General features: G+C 54.6%; 19 protein-coding genes and 3 tRNA genes. 18 read left to right on the top strand and 4 right to left on the bottom strand.

Annotated elements, in window-relative coordinates; all coding sequences use genetic code 11:
* The first annotated feature begins 286 nt into the window (after nucleotides 1-286).
* Nucleotides 287-1,264: an elongation factor P--(R)-beta-lysine ligase gene (gene epmA / locus ABIB59_RS20695; RefSeq protein WP_039077832.1), complete on the top strand. Its 978-nt coding sequence runs from the start codon at nucleotides 287-289 to the stop codon at nucleotides 1,262-1,264.
* A gap of 128 nt (nucleotides 1,265-1,392) precedes the next feature.
* Here epmA and mscM read toward each other — a convergent pair whose 3' ends face one another.
* From mscM to rsgA, 3 genes are all read right to left on the bottom strand, one after another.
* Nucleotides 1,393-4,725 (bottom strand): miniconductance mechanosensitive channel MscM, encoded by a 3,333-nt coding sequence (gene mscM, locus ABIB59_RS20690; protein ID WP_354036870.1) that lies wholly within the window; start codon nucleotides 4,723-4,725, stop codon nucleotides 1,393-1,395.
* 18 nt (nucleotides 4,726-4,743) lie between these two features.
* A complete protein-coding gene (asd, locus tag ABIB59_RS20685; protein WP_169038535.1) occupies nucleotides 4,744-5,712 on the bottom strand; it encodes an archaetidylserine decarboxylase in 969 nt (322 codons plus the stop codon).
* 99 nt (nucleotides 5,713-5,811) lie between these two features.
* On the bottom strand, nucleotides 5,812-6,867 hold the full coding sequence (rsgA, locus tag ABIB59_RS20680) for a small ribosomal subunit biogenesis GTPase RsgA (RefSeq protein ID WP_079497680.1): 1,056 nt from the start codon (nucleotides 6,865-6,867) through the stop codon (nucleotides 5,812-5,814).
* A gap of 106 nt (nucleotides 6,868-6,973) precedes the next feature.
* Here rsgA and orn point away from each other — a divergent pair, with 106 nt between their 5' ends.
* The 4 genes from orn to ABIB59_RS20660 all read left to right on the top strand — a co-directional run bounded on the left by orn (nucleotide 6,974) and on the right by ABIB59_RS20660 (nucleotide 8,058).
* Nucleotides 6,974-7,519: an oligoribonuclease gene (orn, locus tag ABIB59_RS20675; protein ID WP_039077828.1), complete on the top strand. Its 546-nt coding sequence runs from the start codon at nucleotides 6,974-6,976 to the stop codon at nucleotides 7,517-7,519.
* Between the two features lie 203 nt (nucleotides 7,520-7,722).
* A tRNA-Gly gene (locus ABIB59_RS20670) sits at nucleotides 7,723-7,798 on the top strand.
* Between the two features lie 72 nt (nucleotides 7,799-7,870).
* Nucleotides 7,871-7,946 (top strand) — tRNA-Gly (locus ABIB59_RS20665).
* 36 nt (nucleotides 7,947-7,982) lie between these two features.
* Nucleotides 7,983-8,058, top strand: a tRNA-Gly gene (locus ABIB59_RS20660).
* A 268-nt stretch (nucleotides 8,059-8,326) separates the two neighbouring features.
* Here the strand turns inward: ABIB59_RS20660 and queG are convergent.
* Nucleotides 8,327-9,466, bottom strand: a complete 1,140-nt coding sequence (gene queG, locus ABIB59_RS20650) for a tRNA epoxyqueuosine(34) reductase QueG (protein ID WP_039077821.1) — start codon at nucleotides 9,464-9,466, stop codon at nucleotides 8,327-8,329.
* On the opposite strand from queG, the gene nnr reads away from it, so the two are divergent.
* The 13 genes from nnr (at nucleotide 9,465) to rnr (ending at nucleotide 24,619) form a co-directional block, all read left to right on the top strand.
* Nucleotides 9,465-11,012, top strand: coding sequence for a bifunctional ADP-dependent NAD(P)H-hydrate dehydratase/NAD(P)H-hydrate epimerase (nnr, locus tag ABIB59_RS20645; RefSeq protein ID WP_354036867.1), 1,548 nt, complete (start codon nucleotides 9,465-9,467; stop codon nucleotides 11,010-11,012). The genes queG and nnr overlap by 2 nt on opposite strands.
* The gene (gene tsaE / locus ABIB59_RS20640; protein ID WP_039077819.1) at nucleotides 10,984-11,445 is read left to right on the top strand and encodes a tRNA (adenosine(37)-N6)-threonylcarbamoyltransferase complex ATPase subunit type 1 TsaE; all 462 of its coding nucleotides are present in this window, start codon (nucleotides 10,984-10,986) and stop codon (nucleotides 11,443-11,445) included. The genes nnr and tsaE overlap by 29 nt, the downstream gene beginning before the upstream one ends.
* 16 nt (nucleotides 11,446-11,461) lie before the next feature.
* A complete protein-coding gene (gene amiB / locus ABIB59_RS20635; protein WP_354036865.1) occupies nucleotides 11,462-12,802 on the top strand; it encodes an N-acetylmuramoyl-L-alanine amidase AmiB in 1,341 nt (446 codons plus the stop codon).
* A gap of 9 nt (nucleotides 12,803-12,811) precedes the next feature.
* Nucleotides 12,812-14,662 (top strand): DNA mismatch repair endonuclease MutL, encoded by a 1,851-nt coding sequence (gene mutL / locus ABIB59_RS20630; RefSeq protein ID WP_354036863.1) that lies wholly within the window; start codon nucleotides 12,812-12,814, stop codon nucleotides 14,660-14,662.
* Nucleotides 14,655-15,605, top strand: a complete 951-nt coding sequence (miaA, locus tag ABIB59_RS20625; protein ID WP_039077816.1) for a tRNA (adenosine(37)-N6)-dimethylallyltransferase MiaA — start codon at nucleotides 14,655-14,657, stop codon at nucleotides 15,603-15,605. Before mutL ends, miaA begins: the two co-directional genes overlap by 8 nt.
* A gap of 96 nt (nucleotides 15,606-15,701) precedes the next feature.
* Nucleotides 15,702-16,007 (top strand): RNA chaperone Hfq, encoded by a 306-nt coding sequence (gene hfq / locus ABIB59_RS20620; RefSeq protein WP_039077815.1) that lies wholly within the window; start codon nucleotides 15,702-15,704, stop codon nucleotides 16,005-16,007.
* Nucleotides 16,008-16,081: 74 nt separating this feature from the next.
* Nucleotides 16,082-17,362: a ribosome rescue GTPase HflX gene (hflX, locus tag ABIB59_RS20615; RefSeq protein WP_039077814.1), complete on the top strand. Its 1,281-nt coding sequence runs from the start codon at nucleotides 16,082-16,084 to the stop codon at nucleotides 17,360-17,362.
* A 140-nt stretch (nucleotides 17,363-17,502) separates the two neighbouring features.
* Nucleotides 17,503-18,768, top strand: coding sequence for an FtsH protease activity modulator HflK (hflK, locus tag ABIB59_RS20610; protein ID WP_039077813.1), 1,266 nt, complete (start codon nucleotides 17,503-17,505; stop codon nucleotides 18,766-18,768).
* Between the two features lie 2 nt (nucleotides 18,769-18,770).
* Nucleotides 18,771-19,775 carry a protease modulator HflC gene (gene hflC / locus ABIB59_RS20605; protein ID WP_039077812.1) on the top strand — a complete coding sequence of 335 codons (1,005 nt, stop codon included), beginning with the start codon at nucleotides 18,771-18,773 and terminating at the stop codon, nucleotides 19,773-19,775.
* Between the two features lie 75 nt (nucleotides 19,776-19,850).
* Nucleotides 19,851-20,048: a DUF2065 domain-containing protein gene (locus ABIB59_RS20600; protein ID WP_039077811.1), complete on the top strand. Its 198-nt coding sequence runs from the start codon at nucleotides 19,851-19,853 to the stop codon at nucleotides 20,046-20,048.
* Between the two features lie 103 nt (nucleotides 20,049-20,151).
* Entirely contained in the window at nucleotides 20,152-21,450 is a 1,299-nt protein-coding gene (gene purA / locus ABIB59_RS20595) for an adenylosuccinate synthase (RefSeq protein WP_039077810.1), read from the top strand.
* Between the two features lie 153 nt (nucleotides 21,451-21,603).
* On the top strand, nucleotides 21,604-22,032 hold the full coding sequence (gene nsrR, locus ABIB59_RS20590) for a nitric oxide-sensing transcriptional repressor NsrR (protein ID WP_039077809.1): 429 nt from the start codon (nucleotides 21,604-21,606) through the stop codon (nucleotides 22,030-22,032).
* Nucleotides 22,033-22,186: 154 nt separating this feature from the next.
* Nucleotides 22,187-24,619, top strand: coding sequence for a ribonuclease R (rnr, locus tag ABIB59_RS20585; protein ID WP_039077808.1), 2,433 nt, complete (start codon nucleotides 22,187-22,189; stop codon nucleotides 24,617-24,619).
* Nucleotides 24,620-24,663 lie beyond the last annotated feature (44 nt).

Below are 24,663 nucleotides of genomic sequence, written 5' to 3'. Positions count from 1 at the left end.
TTTCGCAACCCTTTCTGATCTGACCAGCCAGGGCCTCGAATACGATTCCACTGCTCCTTTATTGGTATGCATTATAATCTTAGGATGGTGAGGGAAATTTGACCTGTTCGATTTTTTTAACGTATGAATAGCCTAAAACATCATTGATTTTGATTAATTTAATTACAAAACCCCCAACCTTTAGTGATTTTACCTCCCGTCGCTGAACCTTATTCCGCTCAAAATTTGTCTCTCTGAGCTGATACGGGTAGACTTCGTGCCCTTGTTTGAATTCGGAGAACGTACCATGAGCGAGACGGCAACCTGGCAGCCGAGCGCATCCATCCCTAACTTATTAAAACGCGCAGCAATTATGGCGGAAATTAGGCGTTTCTTCGCCGATCGCGGCGTGTTAGAGGTGGAAACGCCTTGTATGAGCCAGGCCACGGTAACCGATATTCATCTGTTCCCGTTTGAGACCCGTTTCGTTGGTCCCGGCCATTCGCAAGGGATGAATCTTTATCTGATGACCAGCCCGGAATACCACATGAAGCGTCTTCTGGCGGCAGGATGTGGCCCGGTTTTCCAACTGTGCCGTAGCTTCCGTAATGAGGAAATGGGGCGTCATCATAATCCTGAGTTCACCATGCTGGAGTGGTACCGTCCGCACTACGATATGTATCGTTTGATGAATGAAGTGGATGACCTTCTGCAACAGGTGCTGGAGTGCCCGGCAGCGGAATCACTCTCTTATCAGCAGGCTTTCCAGCGCTACCTGGAAATCGATCCACTTTCTGCGGATAAAACTCAACTGCGTGAAGTGGCGGCGAAGCTTGATTTAAGCAATATCGCAGACACTGAAGAAGACCGCGATACCTTGCTGCAACTGCTGTTCACCATGGGCGTTGAGCCGCATATCGGCAAAGACCGTCCGGCGTTTGTCTACCACTTCCCGGCAAGTCAGGCCGCGCTGGCGCAAATCAGCACCGAAGATCACCGCGTGGCGGAACGCTTTGAGGTCTACTTCAAAGGTATTGAACTGGCGAATGGTTTTCATGAACTGACCGATGCCCGCGAACAGCAGCAGCGTTTTGAGCAGGATAATCGCAAGCGTGCCGCACGTGGTCTGCCGCAGCAACCGGTGGATACAAATCTGCTGGAGGCGCTGAAGGCCGGTATGCCGGATTGCTCCGGTGTGGCGCTGGGCGTTGATCGCCTGGTGATGCTGGCGCTGGGGGCGGAAAGCCTCGCCGAGGTAATGGCGTTTACCGTCGATCGCTCCTGATTTTTCGGCTTCACCATCCCGGATGCGGCTACGCCTTATCCGGGCACGATCTGATGGCGTTGATCATCGAAGCCTCTCCCGGTGGGAGAGGCTGTCAGAGTAGCCCCGATAAGCGTATTGGGGAAAGATTACACACTTCCCGCCGGACGATTCCCTTTCCCTGCCGATGTCAGCGTGCGCGCCGTGCGCTTGCCGTCCAGACTTTCAAGCCGCATCTGGAACGGTGGGAACGGCAGATCGATGCCATGTTCGCGGAAGCCCGCCAGAATCAACTGATGAATCTCGTGGCGCAGCGGCATACGGTGCCCCATCTCGGCGGCGTAGATACGCAGTTCAAATAGCTGGATCCCTTGCTGGAGGTCCACCAGAAACACTTCCGGGGCAGGGTTATCAATCACAAACGTACAACGTTCTGCGGCGGTATAAAGGATCTGCGTTACCTCTTCGCTGTTGGCATCGGCGGGTGCCGGAACCGTCAGCACCACACGCGTCACCGAATCCGACAGTGACCAGTTGATAAACTGCTCGGTAATAAAGGCCTTATTGGGCACGATGATCTCTTTGCGATCCCAGTCGCTGATCGTCGTGGCGCGGGTATTGATCTTCGTGACGCTACCGGTCAGATCGCGGATCGTCACGGTATCACCGATGCGGATCGGCTTTTCAAACAGAATGATCAGGCCGGAAATGAAGTTAGCGAAGATCTCCTGCAGGCCAAAGCCCAGACCGACGCCAAGCGCGGCAACCAGCCACTGCAATTTCGCCCATTCGATCCCGATCATTGAGAATCCAACCAGCCCGCCAAACAGCATTAGCAGATATTTGGTGATGGTGGTGATGGCATAACCGGTGCCGGGGGTGAGATCCAGATGCTGCAACAGGGCAAGCTCAAGCAGCGCCGGAAAGTTACGCACCAGTTGCGTGGTGATGATAAACACCAGAATGGCAATCAACACCGCGCCGAGAGTGATGGGCTCAAGGCTTTCCACCCCCTGCACCGTGGAGGTGACATCCCACAGGGAAATGTTCTCCAGGAAGCCGAAAGCTGAGTGGATTTCTGACCACAGCACAATGACGGAGAGCAGCGCGATAAGCATCAGGATCGAGCGCACCAGGCGCAGCGATTGCACGCTGATGGCATCCAGATCGAGCTCTTTCTCATCTATCTCGACCGATCCTTCGGTACTGGTGGAGTGCGGCGTCTCATCTTCGCCTTTCGCACGTTGGGCGAGGATCTCAGCGCGACGATGGCGGGCACGATCGAACGCCAGACGGCGGCGTTGGATCAGCATCCAGCGGCGGATAATGTGATAGACCACTAACAGCAGGAACCAGATGGCGACGGAGGTTTCCAGACGCGCCAGCAGAGCCTGCGAGGTGGCCAGATAGCCCACCGCAGCAGCCAGAATCGCAATCAGCGGGGCGCTTAACAGAAGGTTCCATAGCAGGCGGTTCGGCATGTTATCACCCGAACCGGTCTTATCGACATAGAGCGGGATCCCGGCGTGTTTAAGGCTGAGTGTGACGACCGCCAGCGCACCACAAATTAGAATAAAACAGAGCCTGCCCAGCGACCCGGAAAACTCCCGGTCATTGAGGTTATCGAACATGATCAGCGCCATAATCAATGGTACGATAAAACCAATGCTCATCAGATAGTTGCGCATTCCACGCGCCACGCGATGACGCGGCCAGCCGAAATGGGCGACAAATAATCCGGTTGGGCGGGCGAAAGTGGCGCAAATCATCACGACCCACAGTAGCGGAACGGTCGCGGTGACGCCGTCGCCAATCGCTACGGCCAGCGGATACGGCCAGGCTTCCTGTAAGCCGTAACCCAGCGTTGCCCACAATACGGGAAGCGGAAGGGCGACCAGAATCGACCAGAACACCGTACGCATTGTCAGCCAGAAATGGTCCTGAGTGACTTTGCCGACTTTGGCGCTGGAACGCTCGAGGAAACGGGTGAAATGCTTACGTGAGTAGAGGCTGAAACCTACGAGGATGAGCGCGCCAAAAAGCGGGAACAGCGTCTCTTTGCTGGTTAGCATCATTGCGCTGGCTTTGCCGAGTTGGCTAAAGGTATCCAGCGAGATCAGGCGTCGCAGATCCTGTACGATTTCAACCGGCCAGCTCAGGCTCATTGGACTGACGTCCGCCGTCCAGAAAAGGTAGCGGTGCGTGGCTTCATTCACCTCGCGCAGCGCATCCTCAAGCTGGCTATTGGAAACTTTGAGCTTTGTCAGTTCCAGAATCAGGGTATCGCCACCCTGTAGTAGCGACGAGAGCAACTCACGCTGCGTGCGCAACTGGGCATCGAGTATACGGCTCTGCTCCGCCGTCAGTTGCTGGCCATCAGCCTGACGAATCTGTCGCAACTGAGGCTGCTTGTTCACCAGGTCTTCATAGCGCATGCGGTGCACGCGAAGCTGCGCCATTTCTGTATCAAGCTGCTGGGGCTTAGGCATTTCCGGCAGGCGAGCCACCTGAGCGCGCAACGCTTCACCCAGCATATTGGACGCGCCCAGCCACTGTGACTGCTCGCGCAGGGTGTTCAGTGCCTGGCGGACCTGCAACATCTGATTCGTCGCCTGACGCTGTTGCGAGGCGACCAGATCCATGCGCTGCGCCTGCTGGTTCAGCGCCTGCGACAGCTCACGGTTGATCTTAAACTGTTCGATGATACCGGGCGGTAGGTTATCGCTGTTTTCCGCCAGTTGTTCGGTACTCTCCAGTGCCTGCTCGGCTTCACGCTGACGCTGGCTGTTGAGCTGATTACGCAGCGCCTGCAGGTAAGCATCCAGTTGCTGTGCCTGCTTTTGGGCCAGCTCTGAGCGCATCCGAGACAGCTCCTGGCGGTTATTTGCCGATAGCTGTGCCAGTTCCAGTTCATCGACCAGCGCCCTCAGTTTTGCAGACTCTGCCTGGGCACTCAGATTTTGCGCCTGCGCGAGCGGCGTATTGCTGGTTTGCGCCCCGATGCGGCGTTCAACTTCATTAACCTGGCGGCGGGCATCCGTTTGCTGCTGCGGAAGCTGGCTCAGGGAATCGTTAATTTCCCGGGCGCGCTCCTGCTCTTGCTGCGCCTGGCGAGTTTTTTCCAGCAACTGACTGCTGACTTGCAGAATTTCCTGGTTTAGCGCATCGGTGCTTATATTGGCAGGCACCGATTTTGGCTCATCGCGCAGGTTATCTAGCTGCGAGCGTAGCGTGCGGGAAAGTTTGGGGAAATTATCGATAACATCTTGATATTGCTGGGCTCGCTCAAGCGAGCCTTTACGTTCTTCAAGCGCGTTCAACGCGCCCTGGAGCACTTCGACGGTTTCAGCCTGATCGGGCGTGGCTTTTGCCGCTTTGGCCTGCTCCAGTTCTTGCGAGATTTGTTTGGCATCGGGGGCCGTTGCTGCATTGGCCCCCAGGCTGAGGCACCAGGCCATCAGAAAAATGATAATCAGGCGCACTACAGCTTACCTTCTTCGTTAGACTTCGTCTTTCTTGTCGTCTACCAGCGGGCTGGCATCCAGCTCGGCGGCAATTTCTTCTGCGGGCAGAGGCGTCGGTTCAGCTTCCGGTGTCACCAGCGTTTCGGTGGAGACGGCCAGCGGCTCGCCGATTTTGGTCACAGAAAGGCTTTGCAGGTGTTCTGCCAGATTCACTTTACCCGGAGCGAACAGGTTAATCACCGTTGAACCCAGTTTGAAGCGGCCCATCTCCTGGCCTTTCAGCAGCGCAACTGCACCATCGCTCTCGCCTGCAGGAAAGGTCCAGCGTTTGATGATGCCTTCGCGCGGCGGGGTGATCGTACCGGCCCAGACTGTCTCAATACTGCCGACAATCGTGGCTCCGACCAGAATTTGCGCCATCGGGCCGAATTCAGTATCGAACAAGCAAATGACGCGCTCGTTACGGGCAAACAGGTTCGGCACGTTCTGCGCCGTCAGGTGGTTAACCGAAAACAGGTCGCCCGGTACATAAATCATTTCCCGCAGGATGCCGTTGCACGGCATATGCACGCGGTGATAATCACGCGGTGACAGGTACGTGGTAGCAAAAGAGCCATTACGGAACAGGTCTGCCATCAGGTAGTTGCCTGCCAGCAGGGCTTCCAGGCTGTAATCGTGGCCTTTCGCCTGCAGGATTTTGTCGTTTTCGATTTTACCGAGCTGGCTTATCACGCCGTCTGCGGGCATGACCAGGATGTTCGGATCGGTGTTCAGCGGGCGAACATCGTCACGCAACGGGCGCACGAAGAAGTCGTTGAAGGTGCGATAGCTGGCGGTGTCCGGCTTTTGCGCCTCCTTCATATTGACCTTGTAGTATTTGACGAACAGATCAATAACCAGTTTGGTCAGCCAACCCGCGCGTTTGCTTGCGCCCCAGCCCGCCAGGCGAGTGAGCCACAGTTTCGGCAGAATGTATTGAAGCGAAAGTTTAAATGAGTTTAACAAGGTAGCCTCCAGGCCATTGTTTTTGTCGTTCCTGACCCGGCGCTATCGCCAGGTCTTTGCAAAAAAGGGGGACGATTCTAACGACGCTTAGCTTAGTTGTCAGTCATCGGATTCAGAAAAGCTTTTACGCGTTTTTACTTGTGCCATGCTCTCAAGAATACGGTGATAATTTTCGAACCGCGTCCCGGCGATTTCGCCCTTGTCGACGGCTTCGCGGATGGCGCAGCCTGGGTCGCTGGCATGTTTACAGTCACGGTATTTGCAGTGGCCGATATAGTCATGGAATTCGACAAAGCCGTTAGTAATTTGTTCCGGCTCCAGATGCCAGAGTCCAAATTCACGCACCCCGGGAGAATCAATCACATCGCCGCCGTGCGGGAAGTGATAAAGACGGGCGGCTGTCGTAGTGTGCTGGCCCAGACCGGAGTTATCAGAGACATCATTTGTCAGGATTTGGTCTTCATGCAGACCGAGCAGGGCGTTCAACAGGCTGGATTTGCCCACGCCAGACTGCCCGGCAAAAATACTGATACGGTCAGTTAATGCGTCCTCAAGTGGCAGCAGCCCGTTCTGGGTATGGCTGGATACCATCAATACGCGATAACCGATTTTGCGGTAGATATCCATCTGCTCATTGACGAAGGCCATGCCTTCATCGTCCAGCAGATCGATCTTGTTCAGCACGATCAGCGGTTCAACCTCCAACGCTTCGCAGGCCACCAGATAACGATCGATAATATTGAGCGAGAGTTCCGGCAAAATGGCTGAAACGATCACGATCTGATCGATATTTGCCGCGATCGGTTTAACGCCATCGTAAAAGTCAGGACGAGTCAGTACGGAAGTGCGATCGTGTACGGCTTCGACAATGCCTTTTACCGTCACCCCTTCCGCCGCCTCTTTGCCCGGACGCCAGACGACGCGGTCGCCGGTGACCAGTGAACGAATGGTACGACGAATATTGCAACGGTGTACGGTGCCATCCGCGGCTTCAACGTCCGCGTGCATGCCGAAGCGGCTAATCACTATGCCCTCAGACGGCTCGCCAAACAGGTTGTCATCGTAGTCGGCTTTCTCCACAGACGTTTTTAACCGGCGCTGATGATTCGCGTTGACGCGGCGTTGCTGTCCTTTGGAGAGTTTATTTTTACTCAATCGTACTGGCTCCTGGTCGCCCCGGATGGGCAAAACCTTTATGATACACGCTATTTTAGATGAATATAGTCACGCTGAATATGACGCGAGAAGGGTGGAAAATAGCATGAGTGCAAATGAAAACAACCTGATTTGGATCGATCTGGAGATGACCGGGCTGAATCCGGAACGCGATCGTATTATTGAAATCGCGACCCTGGTTACCGACGCGAATCTGAATATCCTGGCGGAGGGGCCGACCATTGCGGTTCATCAGTCTGACGCTCAGCTGGCGTTGATGGATGACTGGAACGTACGTACCCACACTGGCAGCGGTCTGGTGGAGCGCGTCAAGGCAAGTCAGTTTGATGATCGCGCGGCAGAGCTGGCGACCATCGAATTTCTGAAAGAGTGGGTGCCAGCGGGCAAGTCGCCAATTTGTGGCAACAGTATCGGTCAGGACCGTCGTTTTCTGTTTAAGTACATGCCGGAGCTGGAAGCTTACTTCCACTATCGTTATCTGGACGTCAGCACCTTAAAAGAGTTAGCGCGTCGCTGGAAACCGGAAATTCTCGACGGCTTCAAAAAACAGGGCACGCATCAGGCAATGGATGATATCCGCGAGTCTGTGGCCGAGCTTTCCTACTATCGCGAACATTTTATTAAGCTGTAAAAAGAGTGCCCGGATGGATGAAAAAGAGAGTAAGGTGGTCCGTCCGGTGCAAAAACAGGCAAGATGACGAATAATCGAGCACTTGAACGAAAAATTTAAAAAATCGTTTTCGGGGGGCTTGCAGGAGAAAGGAATTCTCGTATAATGCGCCTCCCGTGACGACACAGAAATGTGAAATTACGACAGCAAGAAAAATGATGTTTGCGGGAATAGCTCAGTTGGTAGAGCACGACCTTGCCAAGGTCGGGGTCGCGAGTTCGAGTCTCGTTTCCCGCTCCAAAATTTGAATGCACCATCAATCGCCGGTATGCACGTGTAGCCAAGCTGTTGCAACGTGAAACCAGAGATTATGCGGGAATAGCTCAGTTGGTAGAGCACGACCTTGCCAAGGTCGGGGTCGCGAGTTCGAGTCTCGTTTCCCGCTCCAAAATTTGAAAAGTATCGAAAGATACGCACCACCCAAGCGGGAATAGCTCAGTTGGTAGAGCACGACCTTGCCAAGGTCGGGGTCGCGAGTTCGAGTCTCGTTTCCCGCTCCAAATTTTTACTCCATTAAATTATCCACAGCGGAAAGCACATGCTGCGGACGATTTTTTTCGTCCTTACATATTCTTGTAAACAGACTTATCCACAGAACGCCTGCCTTCATTTGAAATCCCAATCGCTTCGCCTGGTGAATAGTATCAATTTAACTTACTGAATTTTTTAATAAAAAATTCATCTTAAATTGTTAATGGGATCACTTGACGATTTTGTGGGCATTGAAACGCAATACGTTTTTAATTTTATTCACAAGCTGTGGATGTCTCAGGCGTCACGTATTAACCCCTTCTCGATGACCCTCACAAGGCGTTGTTTCTTCGGCGTCTGTACTTCCACCACACAGGCATTTCGTTTTTCCACCTGTTGCGCAATGGCCCATTCTATATGTTCATCAAGAAGTGGGTGCTCACCCCGGCGTTGTTCCAGCGCACGTATATTGGCTTCATCCCAGGGGGCGTTACCCAGCGCGACGGCAATATTACGCAGCCAGCGTAGATGACCGATACGGCGAATCGCCGAGCCTTCCGTTACTTTCAAAAACCAGCTCTCGCTCCATGCAAACAATTCAATCAGTTCCGGCGAATGCAGCGCCTTGCGCGGGCTGAAATCTGCTTCATCTGTTAATTGCGAGAAACGGTTCCACGGGCAAATAAGCTGACAGTCGTCGCAGCCATAGATGCGGTTACCGATTAACGGGCGGAATTCCTCCGGAATCGCCCCTTCCAGCTCAATGGTGAGATAAGAGATGCAGCGGCGTGCATCGACCGTATAGGGCTCGACAATCGCCCCGGTCGGGCAAATGGTGAGGCAGGCCACGCAGCGACCGCAATCCTCTTCAACGGGCTGATCGACAGGCAGGGGCAAATCAATGAGTAACTCGCCGAGGAAGAAGAATGACCCGGCCTGGCGATTAAGGATTAGTGAGTGCTTACCTACCCAGCCAAGCCCGGCTTTTTCGGCTAACGGGCGTTCAAGGATGGGCGCAGAATCCACAAACGGTCTAAAATTCAGCGAGGCACAATGCTGCTGGATCTTTTCACCGAGTTGCTTTAATCGGTTACGTAGCAGTTTATGATAATCGCGGCCCAGCGCGTAGCGGCTGACATAGCCCAGCGCCGGGTTTTTAAGTGTGCTGGCGAAGGCGGCATTTGCGGGGAGATAGTTCATTCTTACGCTGATAACCCGCAAGGTGCCGGGCAGAAGCTCGTGTGGACGGGCGCGCATCATGCCGTGTCGCGCCATCCACTCCATTTCGCCATGATATTGTTTGTCCAGCCATGCCTGCAGCTTAGGTTCGCTGGCGGAAAGGTCGGTGTCAGCGATACCGACCTGCTGAAAACCCAGTTCAGTGCCCCACTGTTTGATGCTGTGCGCTAATTGATTGAGATCGAGGGGCTCTGACATGACGGACCATACAATGAAGAAATACGCAGCAAGTATACCACACTCCATCTGGCCTGCGGATGAACTGCGGCGGGCGGAAAAGGAGGCGGCAGATAGCCTTGGGATTACACTGTTTGAACTGATGCAGCGTGCGGGTGAAGCCGCGTTCAACGTCGCACGGGCATACTACCCCACAACGCGACACTGGCTCGTGCTGTGTGGCCATGGCAACAACGGCGGCGATGGTTACGTTGTCGCACGTCTGGCCGCGGCCGCAGGCATTGAGGTGACCCTGTTGGCTATTGAGGGGAGCAAGCCGCTGCCGGAAGAGGCGCAGGCGGCGCGAGAAGCCTGGCTGAACGCGGGAGGTGTCATCCATGCTGCTGATATTATCTGGCCGGAAGGCGTCGATCTGATTATTGATGGTTTGCTGGGCACAGGGCTTAACAGCGCACCAAAAGAGCCTGGCGCAGCCCTGATAACCCAGGCTAATTCACATCCGGCTCCGATCCTGGCGCTGGATATTCCTTCTGGTTTAGTGGCACAGACCGGTACAACGCCTGGTGCGGTCATTGAGGCCGCGCATACCGTGACTTTTATCGCCCTGAAACCGGGGTTGCTGACCGGGAAGGCCCGTGATGTCGTCGGTGTGCTCCATCATCATGCTCTGGGGCTGGGTAACTGGCTGGCCGGGCAGCAAACTTTACTGACCCGCGTTGATGTGACGTTCCTTCCTCACTGGTTTAGGCCGCGCCGTCCCACTTCACATAAAGGCTCCCATGGCCGGCTGGTCATCATTGGCGGCGATCATGGCACCGCTGGCGCTATTCGCATGGCGGGCGAAGCGGCGCTGCGGGCGGGGGCGGGGCTGGTGCGTGTGCTCACGCGTAGCGAAAATATTGCGCCTGTCATTACGGCCCGCCCGGAACTGATGGTACATCAACTCACGCCACAGAGCCTTGAAGAGAGTCTGGAGTGGGCCGATGTGGTGGTCATTGGGCCGGGGCTCGGTCAGCAAGAGTGGGGCAAAAAAGCCCTGCAGAAAGTTGAGAATTTCCGCAAACCGATGCTCTGGGACGCGGATGCGCTGAACCTTCTGGCAATCAATCCCGATAAACGTCACAATCGCATCCTGACGCCGCACCCTGGCGAGGCTGCGCGCCTGCTTGGCTGTTCCGTTGCAGAAATTGAAAGTGATCGCTTACTTTCTGCGCAACGTCTGCTACAACGATACGCAGGCGTTGTCGTTCTGAAAGGGGCGGGTACGGTGGTGGCGGGCGCTGACGGCAAGGTCAGTATTATTGATGCCGGCAATGCGGGGATGGCCAGCGGCGGCATGGGAGATGTGCTGTCTGGCATTATCGGCGCAATGCTGGGGCAGAAGCTTGAACTGTATGACGCGGCCTGCGCAGGCTGTCTCGCCCATGGTGTCGCAGCAGATGTGCTGGCGGCGCGGCAAGGGATGCGGGGCATGCTGGCAACCGATCTTTTTTCCACGCTGGTGCGTGTAGTTAACCCGGACGTTATTGAAACAGAAGATGATGAATCGAGTAATTCCTTTACCTGATGAGCAGGCGACCCTTACGTTGGGGCAACGCATGGCGCAGGCTTGCAATGGCGCGACAGTGATTTACCTGTACGGCGACCTGGGTGCGGGTAAAACCACTTTCAGCCGGGGCTTTCTGCAGGCTCTGGGCCACAACGGGAATGTTAAAAGCCCGACCTATACGCTGGTTGAACCCTACACACTCGATAAGCTGAATGTGTACCACTTCGACCTGTATCGCCTTGCGGATCCTGAGGAGCTGGAATTTATGGGGATCCGCGATTACTTTGCCAACGACGCTATTTGCCTGGTCGAGTGGCCGCAACAAGGTGCGGGTGTGCTGCCTGACCCGGATGTCGAAATTCATATTGATTACCAGGCGCAGGGGCGTGAGGCGCGCATTACTGCTGTATCCTCATCTGGCGATGCATTGCTGGCTCGTTTGGCCGGTTAATCTAAGGGATGACGGGATGATTTATCGCGTTAAAAGTTGGCTAATGACCGCACTGATTTTATTCAGCATGCAGGTCGGTGCGGCGAGTTTGTCAGATATTCAGGTTTCCAATGGGGATAACCAGGCCCGTATCACGTTCAGTTTTATGGGCGACCCGGAATATGCCTTTTCTCAGGAAGGGAAGCGAAGCGTTGCGCTGGATATCAAACAAACCGGTGTAATTCAGGGGTTGCCGCTCCAGTTCAGCGGTAACAATTTGGTCAGGAGCATTCGTTCGGGCACGCCGAAGGATAACCAGTCGCTGCGATTGGTGGTCGATTTAACGCAAAACGGTAAAACGCGCGCGGTGAAACAGCAAAGCGGCTCAGGTTATACCGTGGTGTTTACCATTGATGCCGATGTGCCGCCACCGCCTCCACCGCCAAAAGTGGTAGCGAAACGCGTTGAGGCGCCTGCCGTCACGCCGCAACCGGTGCAGACCCAACCCGGTCGTAATCCTTTTAGTGGCAGCAACGATCGCATCACCAGTGTCACCAGCAGCAATACGGCGGTTCGTCCTGCGGCACAGGCGCGTCCGGCTTCCGGGGACAGTAAAGTCATTATTGCTATCGATGCCGGGCACGGCGGGCAGGATCCTGGTGCGATTGGCCCTGGCGGCACTCAGGAGAAAAACGTCACTATCTCCGTGGCGCGTAAACTGCGTACTTTGCTGAATGACGACCCCATGTTCAAAGCCGTAATGACCCGCGATGGCGACTACTTTATCTCGGTGATGGGGCGTTCGGACGTGGCGCGTAAACAAAACGCAAACTTCCTGGTGTCGATTCATGCGGATGCCGCACCGAATCGCGATGCTATCGGCGCGTCCGTCTGGGTGCTTTCTAACCGTCGCGCCAACAGTGAAATGGCGGGCTGGCTTGAGCAGCATGAGAAACAGTCCGAACTGTTGGGCGGCGCGGGCGATGTGCTGGCGAACAGTCAGTCTGACCCCTACCTGAGCCAGGCGGTGCTGGATTTACAATTCGGCCATTCTCAGCGTGTCGGTTATGATGTCGCCAGCAGTATGATCACTCAGCTTGCGCGTATTGGCGCGCTGCATAAGCGACATCCGGAACACGCAAGCCTTGGTGTACTTCGTTCGCCGGATATCCCGTCAGTGCTGGTTGAAACCGGGTTTATCAGTAACAACAGCGAAGAGCGTATGCTGGGCAGCGATGAATACCAGCAGCAGCTTGCGGAAGCAATCTACACGGGGCTGCGCAACTATTTCCTTGCACACCCTCTGCAATCTGCGCCGCAGGGGGGCAGTGGACAAATGGCTAACGCCGCAGCGCCCGCCAGCGGATTGCTTAATTAAGGAGACTTCATGCCGATTCAGGTTTTGCCGCCACAGCTTGCGAACCAAATCGCCGCAGGCGAAGTGGTGGAACGCCCTGCGTCGGTGGTGAAGGAACTGGTGGAAAACAGTCTGGATGCGGGCGCGACCCGCATCGATATCGATATCGAACGCGGCGGGGCGAAGCTTATCCGCATTCGCGATAATGGCGGCGGTATTAAAAAAGATGAGCTGGCGCTGGCGCTGGCACGTCATGCCACCAGTAAAATTGCCTCGCTTGACGATCTTGAAGCCATCATCAGTCTGGGTTTTCGCGGTGAAGCGCTGGCCAGTATCAGCTCTGTCTCGCGTTTGACGCTCACCTCGCGCACCGCCGAACAGCAGGAGGCCTGGCAGGCTTATGCGGAAGGCCGCGATATGGACGTGACCGTTAAGCCGGCCGCCCATCCTGTTGGCACCACGCTGGAAGTGCTGGACCTCTTCTATAACACCCCGGCGCGGCGCAAATTCATGCGCACCGAAAAAACCGAATTCGGCCATATCGATGAAGTCGTAAGACGCATCGCGCTGGCGCGTTTTGATGTCACCATCAACCTGAGCCATAACGGTAAGATGATGCGTCAGTACCGTGCGGTGACTCAGAACGGGCAAAAAGAGCGTCGACTGGGGGCTATTTGCGGTACTGCATTTCTGGAACAGGCGCTGGAAATCGAATGGCAGCATGGCGACCTGGCGCTACGTGGCTGGGTGGCTGAGCCCACGGCGACCACATCCGCGTTTGCTGAAATCCAGTATTGCTACGTCAATGGCCGCATGATGCGCGATCGCCTGATTAACCACGCGATTCGCCAGGCCTGTGAAGACAAGCTTGGGGCCGATCAGCAGCCTGCCTTTGTCCTCTATTTAGAGATAGACCCGCACCAGGTTGATGTGAACGTGCACCCGGCAAAACATGAGGTGCGTTTTCACCAGTCAAGGCTGGTGCATGATTTTATCTACCAGGGTGTGCTGAGCGTGCTGCAACAGCAGACAGCAACCGCCTTGCCGTTGGAAGACGAACCTGCGCCGCGTCCGATACCGGAAAACCGCATCGCCGCCGGGCGCAATCACTTCGCAGAACCCTCTGTGATGCGCGAGCCCACGCCGCGAGCGTCTGCTTCATCAGGGGCTGCTTCGGCAGGTTCCGCGCGTGCGCCTTCATGGCCAAACGCACAGCCGGGTTATCAGAAGCAGCAAGGCGCGCTGTACCGCCAGTTGCTGGAAACCCCGGCGGCGGAGCGTAAAGCGGATGTCGTAAAAGAAGCCGCACCCGTTCTGGACGCGCACACCCAGAGTTTTGGTCGGGTGCTGACGGTTGTCGCGCCTGCCTTTGCTTTGCTTGAGCGCGGCGGTCAGGTCGCATTACTGGCGTTGCCCGTGGCAGAACGCTGGCTGAGGCAGGCGCAATTGTCGCCGACCGGCGGGCCGGTGTGCGGACAGCCGTTGCTCATTCCCGTGCGTCTGAAAGTGTCCTCACAAGAAAATGCCGCGTTAAAACGCGCGCAACCGGTACTGGCCGAAATGGGTATCGAATTTGTGCCGGATGGTCAACACGTTACGATTCGCGCCGTGCCTTTACCCTTACGCCAACAAAATTTACAAATCTTGATTCCTGAACTGATAGGCTACCTGGCGCAGCAGACAGAGATTGATGCGGTGAATGTTTCCCACTGGCTGGCCCGCCATCTGGCGAGCGAACATACCCAGTGGAATATGGCGCAAGCCATTAGCCTGCTTACCGACGTCGAGCGTCTTTGTCCGCATCTGGTTAAGACCCCGCCAGATGGTTTGTTACAACCTGTTGATTTATCTATGGCGATGAATGCCCTGAAACATGAGTGATGTAAGCAAGGCTGGCCTGCCTAAGGCTATTTTTTTGATGGGGCCGACGGCCTCTGGCAAAACGGCATTAGCCATTGAGTTACGTAAAGTTTTGCCAGTTGAGTTGATAAGCGTGGATTCAGCCCTTATCTATCAAGGGATGGATATCGGTACGGCGAAGCCGACTGCCGCTGAATTATGCGCCGCTCCGCACCGGTTGTTGGATATTCTCGACCCGGCGCAGGCGTATTCCGCGGCCGATTTTCGCCGCGATGCGCTGGCAGCCATGGCGGAGATTACCGCAGAAGGGCGCATCCCGTTGCTGGTTGGCGGTACGATGCTTTATTTTAAAGCACTGCTGGAAGGGTTGTCCCCTTTGCCATCAGCGGATCCAGCGGTACGAGCAGAGATTGAAAGACAAGCAGCAGAGCGTGGATGGGACGCGTTGCATCAGCAGCTACAGACTATTGATCCTGTAGCCGCAGCGCGAATCCATCCAAATGATCCGCAAAGGCTTTCCCGGGCACTGGAAGTTTTTTTCATTTCGGGTAAAACTTTAACAGATCTGACGCAAACGTCTGGAGATACTCTGCCGTATCAGGTGCATCAGTTCGCCATCGCCCCGGCGAGCCGTGAACTGCTCCATCAGCGAATTGAGCAGCGTTTTCATCAGATGTTAGCTTCGGGTTTTGAAGCAGAAGTGCGGGCGCTTTTTGCTCGCGGAGATTTGCATACGGATATGCCTTCCGTTCGTTGTGTGGGTTATCGCCAGATGTGGTCGTATCTTGAAGGCGAAATATCCTACGACGAAATGGTTTACAGAGGTGTTTGCGCCACGAGGCAGTTAGCAAAGCGGCAAATAACCTGGTTGCGTGGCTGGGATGGCGTTCACTGGTTAGACAGTGAAAAGCCGCAAGAGTCATACAACGAAGTGTTACAGGTTATTGGTGCGATCGCGAATTGAATGTGTACAATCAAGTTGTATCGTGCGCAAAATTTTACGCAGTTTTCAGAACTCCCGGGTTCTAAGTACAAAACAAGCATATAAGGAAAAGATAGAATGGCTAAGGGGCAATCTTTACAAGATCCGTTCCTGAACGCACTGCGTCGGGAACGTGTTCCAGTTTCAATTTATTTGGTGAATGGTATTAAGCTGCAAGGGCAAATTGAGTCTTTCGATCAGTTCGTGATCCTGTTGAAAAACACGGTCAGCCAGATGGTCTACAAGCATGCTATTTCTACTGTTGTTCCGTCTCGCCCGGTTTCTCATCATAGCAATAACGCGGGCGGCGGCACTGGCAGTAACTACCATCACGGTAGCAATGCTCAGTCCTCTGCGCAGCAGGACAGCGAAGAAACCGAATAAGGTTGATGGCTGTTTTTCCATGTCGGGGAGCCAGGATTCTGAGTTCCCCGCTGGTATTTTAGGAGAGTTTACGCTTGTTTGACCGTTATGAAGCCGGTGAGCAGGCGGTGCTGGTACACATCTATTTTTCGCAAGACAAAGATATGGAAGATCTCCAGGAGTTTGAATCTCTGGTCTCTTCCGCCGGTGTCGAAGCAATGCAGGTGATTACTGGTAGCCGTAAAGCACCGCACCCTAAGTATTTTGTAGGTGAAGGTAAGGCTGTCGAAATTGCGGAAGCCGTAAAAGCGACAGGGGCTTCTGTTGTTTTATTTGATCACGCATTGAGTCCGGCCCAGGAACGTAATCTTGAAGCGTTATGTGAATGCCGGGTTATCGACCGTACAGGTTTGATATTAGATATTTTCGCCCAGCGTGCGCGTACCCATGAAGGTAAGCTGCAGGTTGAGCTGGCGCAGTTGCGCCATTTAGCGACGCGTTTAGTGCGTGGCTGGACCCACCTTGAAAGACAGAAGGGCGGGATTGGTTTGCGTGGCCCGGGTGAAACCCAGCTCGAAACCGACCGTCGTTTACTGCGTAATCGTATTATGCAAATCCTCTCGCGGCTTGAGAAAGTGGAAAAGCAGCGTGAACAGGGACGCCGCTCGCGCATGAAAGCGGATATTCCAACGGTGTCGCTGGTGGGTTATACCAACGCCGGCAAATCCTCCCTGTTTAATCAGATAACCGAGGCCCAGGTGTACGCGGCGGATCAACTGTTCGCCACACTGGACCCGACCCTGCGTCGTATTGATGTTGCTGACGTAGGTGAAACCGTACTGGCGGATACCGTTGGGTTTATTCGCCATTTGCCACATGACCTGGTGGCGGCGTTTAAAGCGACGTTGCAGGAAACCCGGCAGGCGACGCTGCTATTGCATGTCATAGACGCGGCTGATGTGCGTGTCGCTGACAACATCGAGGCGGTGAACATTGTGCTTGAGGAGATCGACGCACATGAAATCCCGACGCTGCTGGTGATGAACAAGATCGATATGCTGGATGATTTTGAGCCGCGTATCGACCGTGATGATGAAAATAAACCGATTCGGGTGTGGCTTTCCGCTCAGACCGGAGTCGGCGTACCACTGTTATTCCAGGCTTTAACAGAGCGGCTGTCTGGCGAGGTTGCGCAGCATACGTTGCGTTTGCCGGCAAAAGAAGGTCGTCTGAGAAGTCGTTTTTATCAGCTTCAGGCCATCGAAAAAGAGTGGATGGAGGAAGACGGGAGTCTGGGCATACAGGTGCGTATGCCGATTGTGGACTGGCGTCGCCTCTGTAAACAAGAACCGGCACTGGAAGACTACGTCGTCTGACCGGTTGGCCAGAAGGATTTTCCCCTTTGGGGGTACCTAAAATAATTTGGGTTGCATCGTGGCGGCAAATCAAGGCCGCCAACAAAGAGGCAGCCCGAAGCATGAAGGGTAAAACCGCATAACAAATATGGAGCACATACATGGCGTGGAATCAGCCCGGTAACAACGGACAAGACCGCGACCCGTGGGGAAGCAGCAAACCAGGCGGCAACTCTGAGGGAAATGGAAACAAAGGCGGTCGCGATCAGGGGCCACCTGATCTGGATGATATCTTCCGTAAGCTGAGCAAAAAACTCGGCGGCCTGGGCGGTGGCAAAGGCACCGGTTCAGGTGGCGCAAGCCAACAACCTTCCGGCCCGCGTGGCCACGTTGGCGGCCGCATCGTCAGTATCGTCGCGGCTGCTGCCGTGATTATCTGGGCTGCCAGTGGGTTCTACACCATTAAAGAAGCGGAACGTGGCGTTGTGACCCGTTTCGGCAAATTCAGTCATCTGGTAGAGCCAGGTCTGAACTGGAAACCGACCTTTATCGATAACGTGACGGCGGTCAACGTCGAATCCGTTCGCGAGCTGGCGGCGTCCGGCGTGATGTTAACGTCTGATGAAAACGTCGTGCGCGTCGAAATGAACGTGCAGTACCGCGTGACCGATCCTGAACGTTACCTCTATAGCGTAACCAGCGCGGATGACAGTCTGCGCCAGGCGACAGACAGCGCGCTGCGTGGCGTTATTGGTAAATACGGCATGGACCGCATTCTGACGGAAGGCCGTACCGTTATCCGTAGCGATACCCAGCGTGAGCTGGAAGAGACCATCAGACCGTACAACATGGGTATCACCCTGCTGGACGTCAACTTCCAGGCGGCGCGTCCGCCAGAAGAGGTCAAAGCCGCCTTTGATGATGCGATTGCCGCACGTGAAAACGAGCAGCAATTCATCCGTGAAGCGGAAGCGTACACCAACGAAGTGCAGCCTCGTGCAAACGGTCAGGCGCAGCGTATCCTGGAAGAAGCGCGCGCGTACAAGACCCAAACCATTCTGGAAGCCCAGGGTGAAGTGGCTCGCTTTGCGAAGATTCTGCCTGAGTATAAAGCCGCACCGGAAATTACCCGTGAGCGTCTCTATATCGAGACCATGGAAAAAGTGCTGAGCCACACCCGTAAAGTGCTGGTCAACGATAAAGGTGGCAACCTGATGGTTCTGCCGCTTGATCAGATGCTGAAAGGCGGGAATGCACCTGCGGCAAAGAGCGATAGCAGTGGCGCGAACAACCTTCTGCGCCTGCCGCCTGCGTCCTCTTCCGGTAACAGCGGTGCGAGCAATTCATCGTCTATCAGTCAGGGCGACATTATGGACCAACGCCGCGCTAACGCGCAGCGTAACGACTATCAGCGTCAGGGGGAATAACGATGCGTAAGTCAGTTATCGCGATTATCATCATCGCGCTGGTAGTGCTCTACACCTCTATTTTTGTCGTAAAAGAGGGTGAACGCGGGATCAAATTCCAGTTCAGCAGCGTGGTGCGTGACGGCGATAAAAAGCCGGTAATTTATGAGCCTGGTCTGCATTTTAAAGTGCCTTTTATTCAGTCAGTTAAAATGATGGACGCGCGTATACAGACGATGGATAACCAGGCCGATCGTTTCGTGACCAAAGAGAAGAAAGACCTGATTGTCGACTCGTACATCAAGTGGCGGATCAGCGATTTCAGCCGTTACTTCCTGGCGACGGGTGGCGGTGACGTCTCTCAGGCGGAAGTACTGTTGAAACGTAAGTTCTCGGACCGTCTGCGTTCTGAAATTGGTCGCCTGGATGTCAAAGATATCGTGACCGACTCTCGTGGCCGCCTGACGCTGGAAGTGCGTGACGCGCTGAACTCCGGTTCTGCGGGTACGGTAGACGAAGTGACAACGCCAGCGGCGGATAACGAAATCGCTAAAGCGGCGGAGCGCGTTCAGGCTGAAACCAACGGTAAAGTGCCGGTGGTGAACCCGAACAGTATGGCGGCGCTGGGTATCGAAGTTGTTGACGTGCGTATCAAGCAGATCAACCTGCCAACCGAAGTGTCGGAAGCGATCTTCAACCGTATGCGCGCTGAGCGTGAAGCGGTTGCCCGTCGCCACCGTTCTCAGGGTCAGGAAGAGGCTGAAAAACTGCGCGCAGCGGCCGATTATGAAGTCACGAAGACACTGGCAGAATCTGAGCGTCAGGGCCGTATCCTGCGTGGTGAAGGCGATGCCGAAGCGGCGAAGCTGTTTGCTGACGCCTTTAGTCAGGATCCTGACTTCTACGCCTTTATCCGTAGCCTGCGTGCTTACGAAAGCAGTTTCCAGAGCAACCAGGATGTGATGGTGCTCAGCCCGGATAGCGATTTCTTCCGTTACATGAAGACACCGACTTCCGCGACACGTTAAACTGACGTCATCGATTTTATAAGTAAAAACCACCGGCCCATCAGGGCGGTGGTTTTCTTTTTATAAGGATAAAAAATGAACGCAACAATCTGGCTGGCACTGGCACTCGTGTTGGTGTTTGAAGGGCTCGGTCCGATGCTTTATCCCCGAGCCTGGCGTCGCATGATTGCCACGATGAGTACATTGCCAGACAACCTGCTGCGTCGCTTCGGAGGGGGTCTTGTGGTCGCCGGTATCGTTATCTACTACATGTTGAGGAAAACGATTGGCTGATCAAAAAACGGTCGGATTTGCCTCATTTTGGGTACAAAAAGTGCTGTATATCTGAAAAAGCGATGGTAGAATCCATTTTTAAGCAAACGGTGATTTTGAAAAAATGGGTAACAACGTCGTCGTACTGGGCACCCAATGGGGTGACGAAGGTAAAGGGAAGATTGTTGATCTTCTGACTGAACGGGCTAAATATGTTGTTCGCTACCAGGGCGGTCACAACGCAGGCCATACTCTCGTAATCAACGGTGAAAAAACCGTCCTCCATCTTATTCCATCAGGCATTCTTCGTGACAATGTGACCAGCATCATCGGTAACGGTGTTGTGCTGTCTCCTGCTGCTCTGATGAAAGAGATGAAAGAACTGGAAGACCGTGGTATCCCGGTTCGTGAACGTCTGCTGCTCTCCGAAGCATGCCCGCTGATCCTTGATTATCACGTTGCGCTCGATGTGGCACGTGAGAAAGCGCGCGGTGCGAAAGCTATCGGCACCACCGGTCGTGGTATCGGGCCAGCTTATGAAGATAAAGTTGCTCGCCGCGGTCTGCGTGTTGGCGACCTGTTCGATAAAGCGACCTTTGCTGACAAACTGAAAGAAGTGATGGAATATCACAACTTCCAGTTGGTGAATTTCTATAAAGTTGAAGCGGTTGACTACCAGAAAGTGCTGGACGATGTCATGGCGATTGCCGACATCCTCACCGCAATGGTGGTTGATGTTTCCGATCTGCTGGATCAGGCGCGTAAGCGCGGCGACTTCGTGATGTTCGAAGGCGCGCAGGGTACGCTGCTGGATATCGACCACGGTACCTATCCGTACGTCACCTCCTCTAACACCACCGCAGGTGGCGTGGCAACCGGTTCTGGCCTGGGTCCGCGTTATGTGGATTACGTACTGGGTATCATCAAAGCCTACTCCACCCGCGTGGGTGCGGGTCCGTTCCCGACAGAACTGTTCGATGATATCGGCGAGTTCCTGTGCAAACAGGGTAACGAATACGGCGCTACCACCGGTCGTCGTCGTCGTACCGGCTGGCTGGACTCCGTTGCCGTTCGTCGTGCTGTGCAGATCAACTCCCTGTCTGGCTTCTGCCTGACCAAGCTGGACGTCCTGGACGGCCTGAAAGAAGTGAAGATCTGTGTTGCTTACCGTATGCCGGATGGTCGTGAAGTGACGACGACTCCGCTGGCGGCAGACAACTGGGAAGGTATTGAGCCGATTTATGAAACCATGCCGGGCTGGTCTGAATCGACCTTTGGCGTGAAAGAGCGTAGCGGGTTACCGCAGGCGGCGTTGAATTACATCAAACGCATTGAAGAACTGACTGGCGTGCCGATCGATATTATCTCTACCGGTCCGGACCGCACAGAAACCATGATCCTGCGCGACCCATTCGACGCGTAATGATCCAGGGGGCTTGCCTTGCAGGCCCCTCTCTCTTCCTGCTTTTTTCCCCTTCAGTTCAAATAAATTAGCGGCATCACTGTTGGCTGGTTTATCATCAATAGAGTCAATACCTGTAGGTATCTCACCTTTCTCCCTTTTACTGAGGTAGATGTGCAGTTAACAAGTTTTACGGATTACGGATTACGCGCACTGATTTACATGGCTTCCTTGCCGGAAGGAAAGATGACCAGCATTACCGAGGTCACTGAAATTTATGGTGTGTCCCGTAATCATATGGTCAAAATAATCAATCAACTTAGTCGTGAAGGTTACGTTGCTGCCGTCAGAGGAAAAAACGGCGGGATACGCCTTGGTCGGGCGGCGAAAGATATCTGCATTGGCGATGTCGTGCGTGACCTGGAACCGCTGGCGCTGGTTAACTGTAGCAGTGAGTTTTGCCATATTACTTCCGCCTGCCGCCTTAAGCGGGCGCTTTCTAAGGCTGTGCAAAGTTTCCTCAAGGAGTTGGATAACTACACGCTGGCCGATTTGGTTGAAGAGAATCAACCGCTTTACAAATTACTGCTGGTGGAAGGATAAAAGCCCTGAGTATTTCGCGTTACATCGCGGCGGCAACTGAACGAATTCCCCCGGCGCTTATATCGATAAGTGACGGGGTGAGTGAAAGAAGCCAACAAGAGGTAGCGTGGAAGATAACGGGACTTTCACCAGAGATGACAACGGAGGAACCGCTATGTCACACGATCCTTTCCAGGAACGCGAAGCTGAAAAATACACAAACCCCATCCCCAGCCGCGAATTTATCCTCGAACATTTAACAAAACGCGAAAAACCGGCCAGCCGTGAAGAGCTGGCAATTGAACTCAATATCGAAGGCGAAGAGCAAAACGAAGCACTGCGCCGCCGCCTGCGCGCCATGGAGCGCGACGGACAACTGGTCTTTACCCGCCGTCAGTGTTACGCCCTGCCAGAACGCCTTGATTTGCTGAAAGGAACGGTTATCGGTCACCGCGATGGCTACGGCTTCTTGCGCGTAGAAGGCCGCAAAGACGATCTGTACCTCTCCAGCGAACAGATGAAAATGTGTATTCACGGCGATCAGATTCTGGCCCAGCCGCTGGGTGCCGACCGTAAAGGTCGTCGTGAAGCGCGTGTTGTGCGCATCCTGGTACCGAAAACCGGTCAGATTGTTGGCCGTTACTTTACCGACGCGGGCGTCGGCTTTGTGGTGCCGGATGACAGCCGTCTGAGTTTCGACATCCTGATCCCGCCAGAAGAGATCATGGGCGCGCGCATGGGCTTTGTGGTGGTGGTTGAACTGACCCAGCGCCCGACCCGTCGCACTAAAGCCATCGGTAAAATTGTCGAAGTACTGGGTGACAATATGGGCACCGGCATGGCTGTCGATATGGCGCTGCGTACCCATGAAATTCCGTATGTCTGGCCGCCTGCGGTTGAAAAACAGGTTTCAGGGCTGAAAGAGCAGGTGCCGGAAGAGGCCAAAGTGGGCCGCATAGACCTGCGTTCCTTGCCACTGGTCACCATCGATGGTGAAGATGCCCGCGACTTCGACGACGCCGTTTATTGTGAGAAAAAACGCGGCGGCGGCTGGCGCCTGTGGGTTGCTATTGCCGATGTCAGCTATTACGTCCGCCCGGGCACGCCGCTGGATGATGAGGCGCGAGCTCGTGGAACCTCGGTCTATTTCCCATCCCAGGTTGTGCCGATGCTGCCGGAGGTGCTCTCCAACGGCCTGTGTTCACTCAACCCGCAGGTTGACCGTCTGTGCATGGTCTGCGAAATGACCATTTCGGCAAAGGGTCGTCTGACGAGTTATACCTTCTACGAAGCGGTAATGAGCTCCCATGCCCGTCTGACCTATAACAAGGTCTGGCATATACTGCAGGGCGATCAGGATCTGCGCGAGCAGTATGCGCCGCTGGTTAAGCACATCGAAGAGCTGCACAACCTCTATAAAGTTCTTGATGCCTCCCGTGCCGAACGTGGCGGTATCTCTTTTGAGAGCGAAGAGGCGAAGTTTATCTTCAACGCCGAGCGTCGTATTGAGCGCATTGAGCAAACTCAGCGTAATGATGCCCATAAATTGATTGAAGAGTGCATGATCCTCGCGAATATCTCGGCGGCGCGTTTCGTTGAGAAAGAGGATGAGCCCGCGCTGTTCCGTATCCACGACAAGCCAACGACTGAAGCGATCACTTCTTTCCGTACCGTCCTGGCGGAGTTGGGCCTGGAGCTACCGGGCGGTAACAAGCCTGAGCCTGCGGATTATGCCGCACTGCTTGAGTCCATCGCCGATCGTCCCGATCATGAGATGCTGCAAACCATGCTGCTGCGATCCATGAAGCAGGCGGTCTACGATCCGGAAAACCGCGGCCACTTCGGTCTGGCGCTGCAATCCTACGCACACTTTACCTCGCCGATCCGCCGTTATCCTGACCTGTCGCTGCACCGTGCCATCAAATATCTGCTGGCGAAAGATGAGGGCCATACCGGCAACAGCACCGAAACCGGCGGTTGGCACTACTCTATGGAAGAGATGCTGCAACTGGGCCAGCACTGCTCGATGACTGAACGTCGCGCGGATGAAGCGACCCGTGAAGTCTCTGACTGGCTGAAATGCGACTTTATGCAGGACCAGGTGGGCAACACCTTCCCTGGCGTGATTGCCAGCGTCACCGGCTTTGGCTTCTTTGTACGCCTGACCGATCTGTTTATCGATGGTCTGGTGCACGTCTCCACGCTCGATAACGACTACTATCGCTTCGACCAGGTGGGCCAGCGTCTGATTGGCGAATCGGGCGGCCAGACTTACCGTCTGGGCGACAAAGTGGAAGTGCGCGTGGAAGCGGTCAATATGGACGAGCGTAAAATCGACTTCTCGTTGATTTCCAGCGAACGCGGCCCGCGTAATGTGGGTAAAACCGCACGTGAAAACGCGAAGAAAGGTAACGGCGCTAAGCCGTCGGGAAAACGTCGTCAGACCGGTAAGAAAGTCAATTTCGAACCCGACAGCGCATTCCGTAAAGCGAAAAGCCCCGCGAAACCGAAGAAAGAAAAAAGCGTGAAAAAGCCGTCTGCGAAGACGCAAAAAATTGCCGCAGCGACTAAAGCGAAGCGTGCGTCAAAAAAGAAAGATGCTGAATAAATAGCGCTGAAATACCGCCTGACAACCCCTCTCTATGCAGAGGG

The sequence above is a fragment of the Citrobacter sp. UYEF32 genome (assembly GCF_040546205.1).
Classification (GTDB): Bacteria; Pseudomonadota; Gammaproteobacteria; order Enterobacterales; family Enterobacteriaceae; genus Phytobacter; species Phytobacter diazotrophicus.
This window is presented reverse-complemented; position numbering and strand designations above follow the sequence as displayed.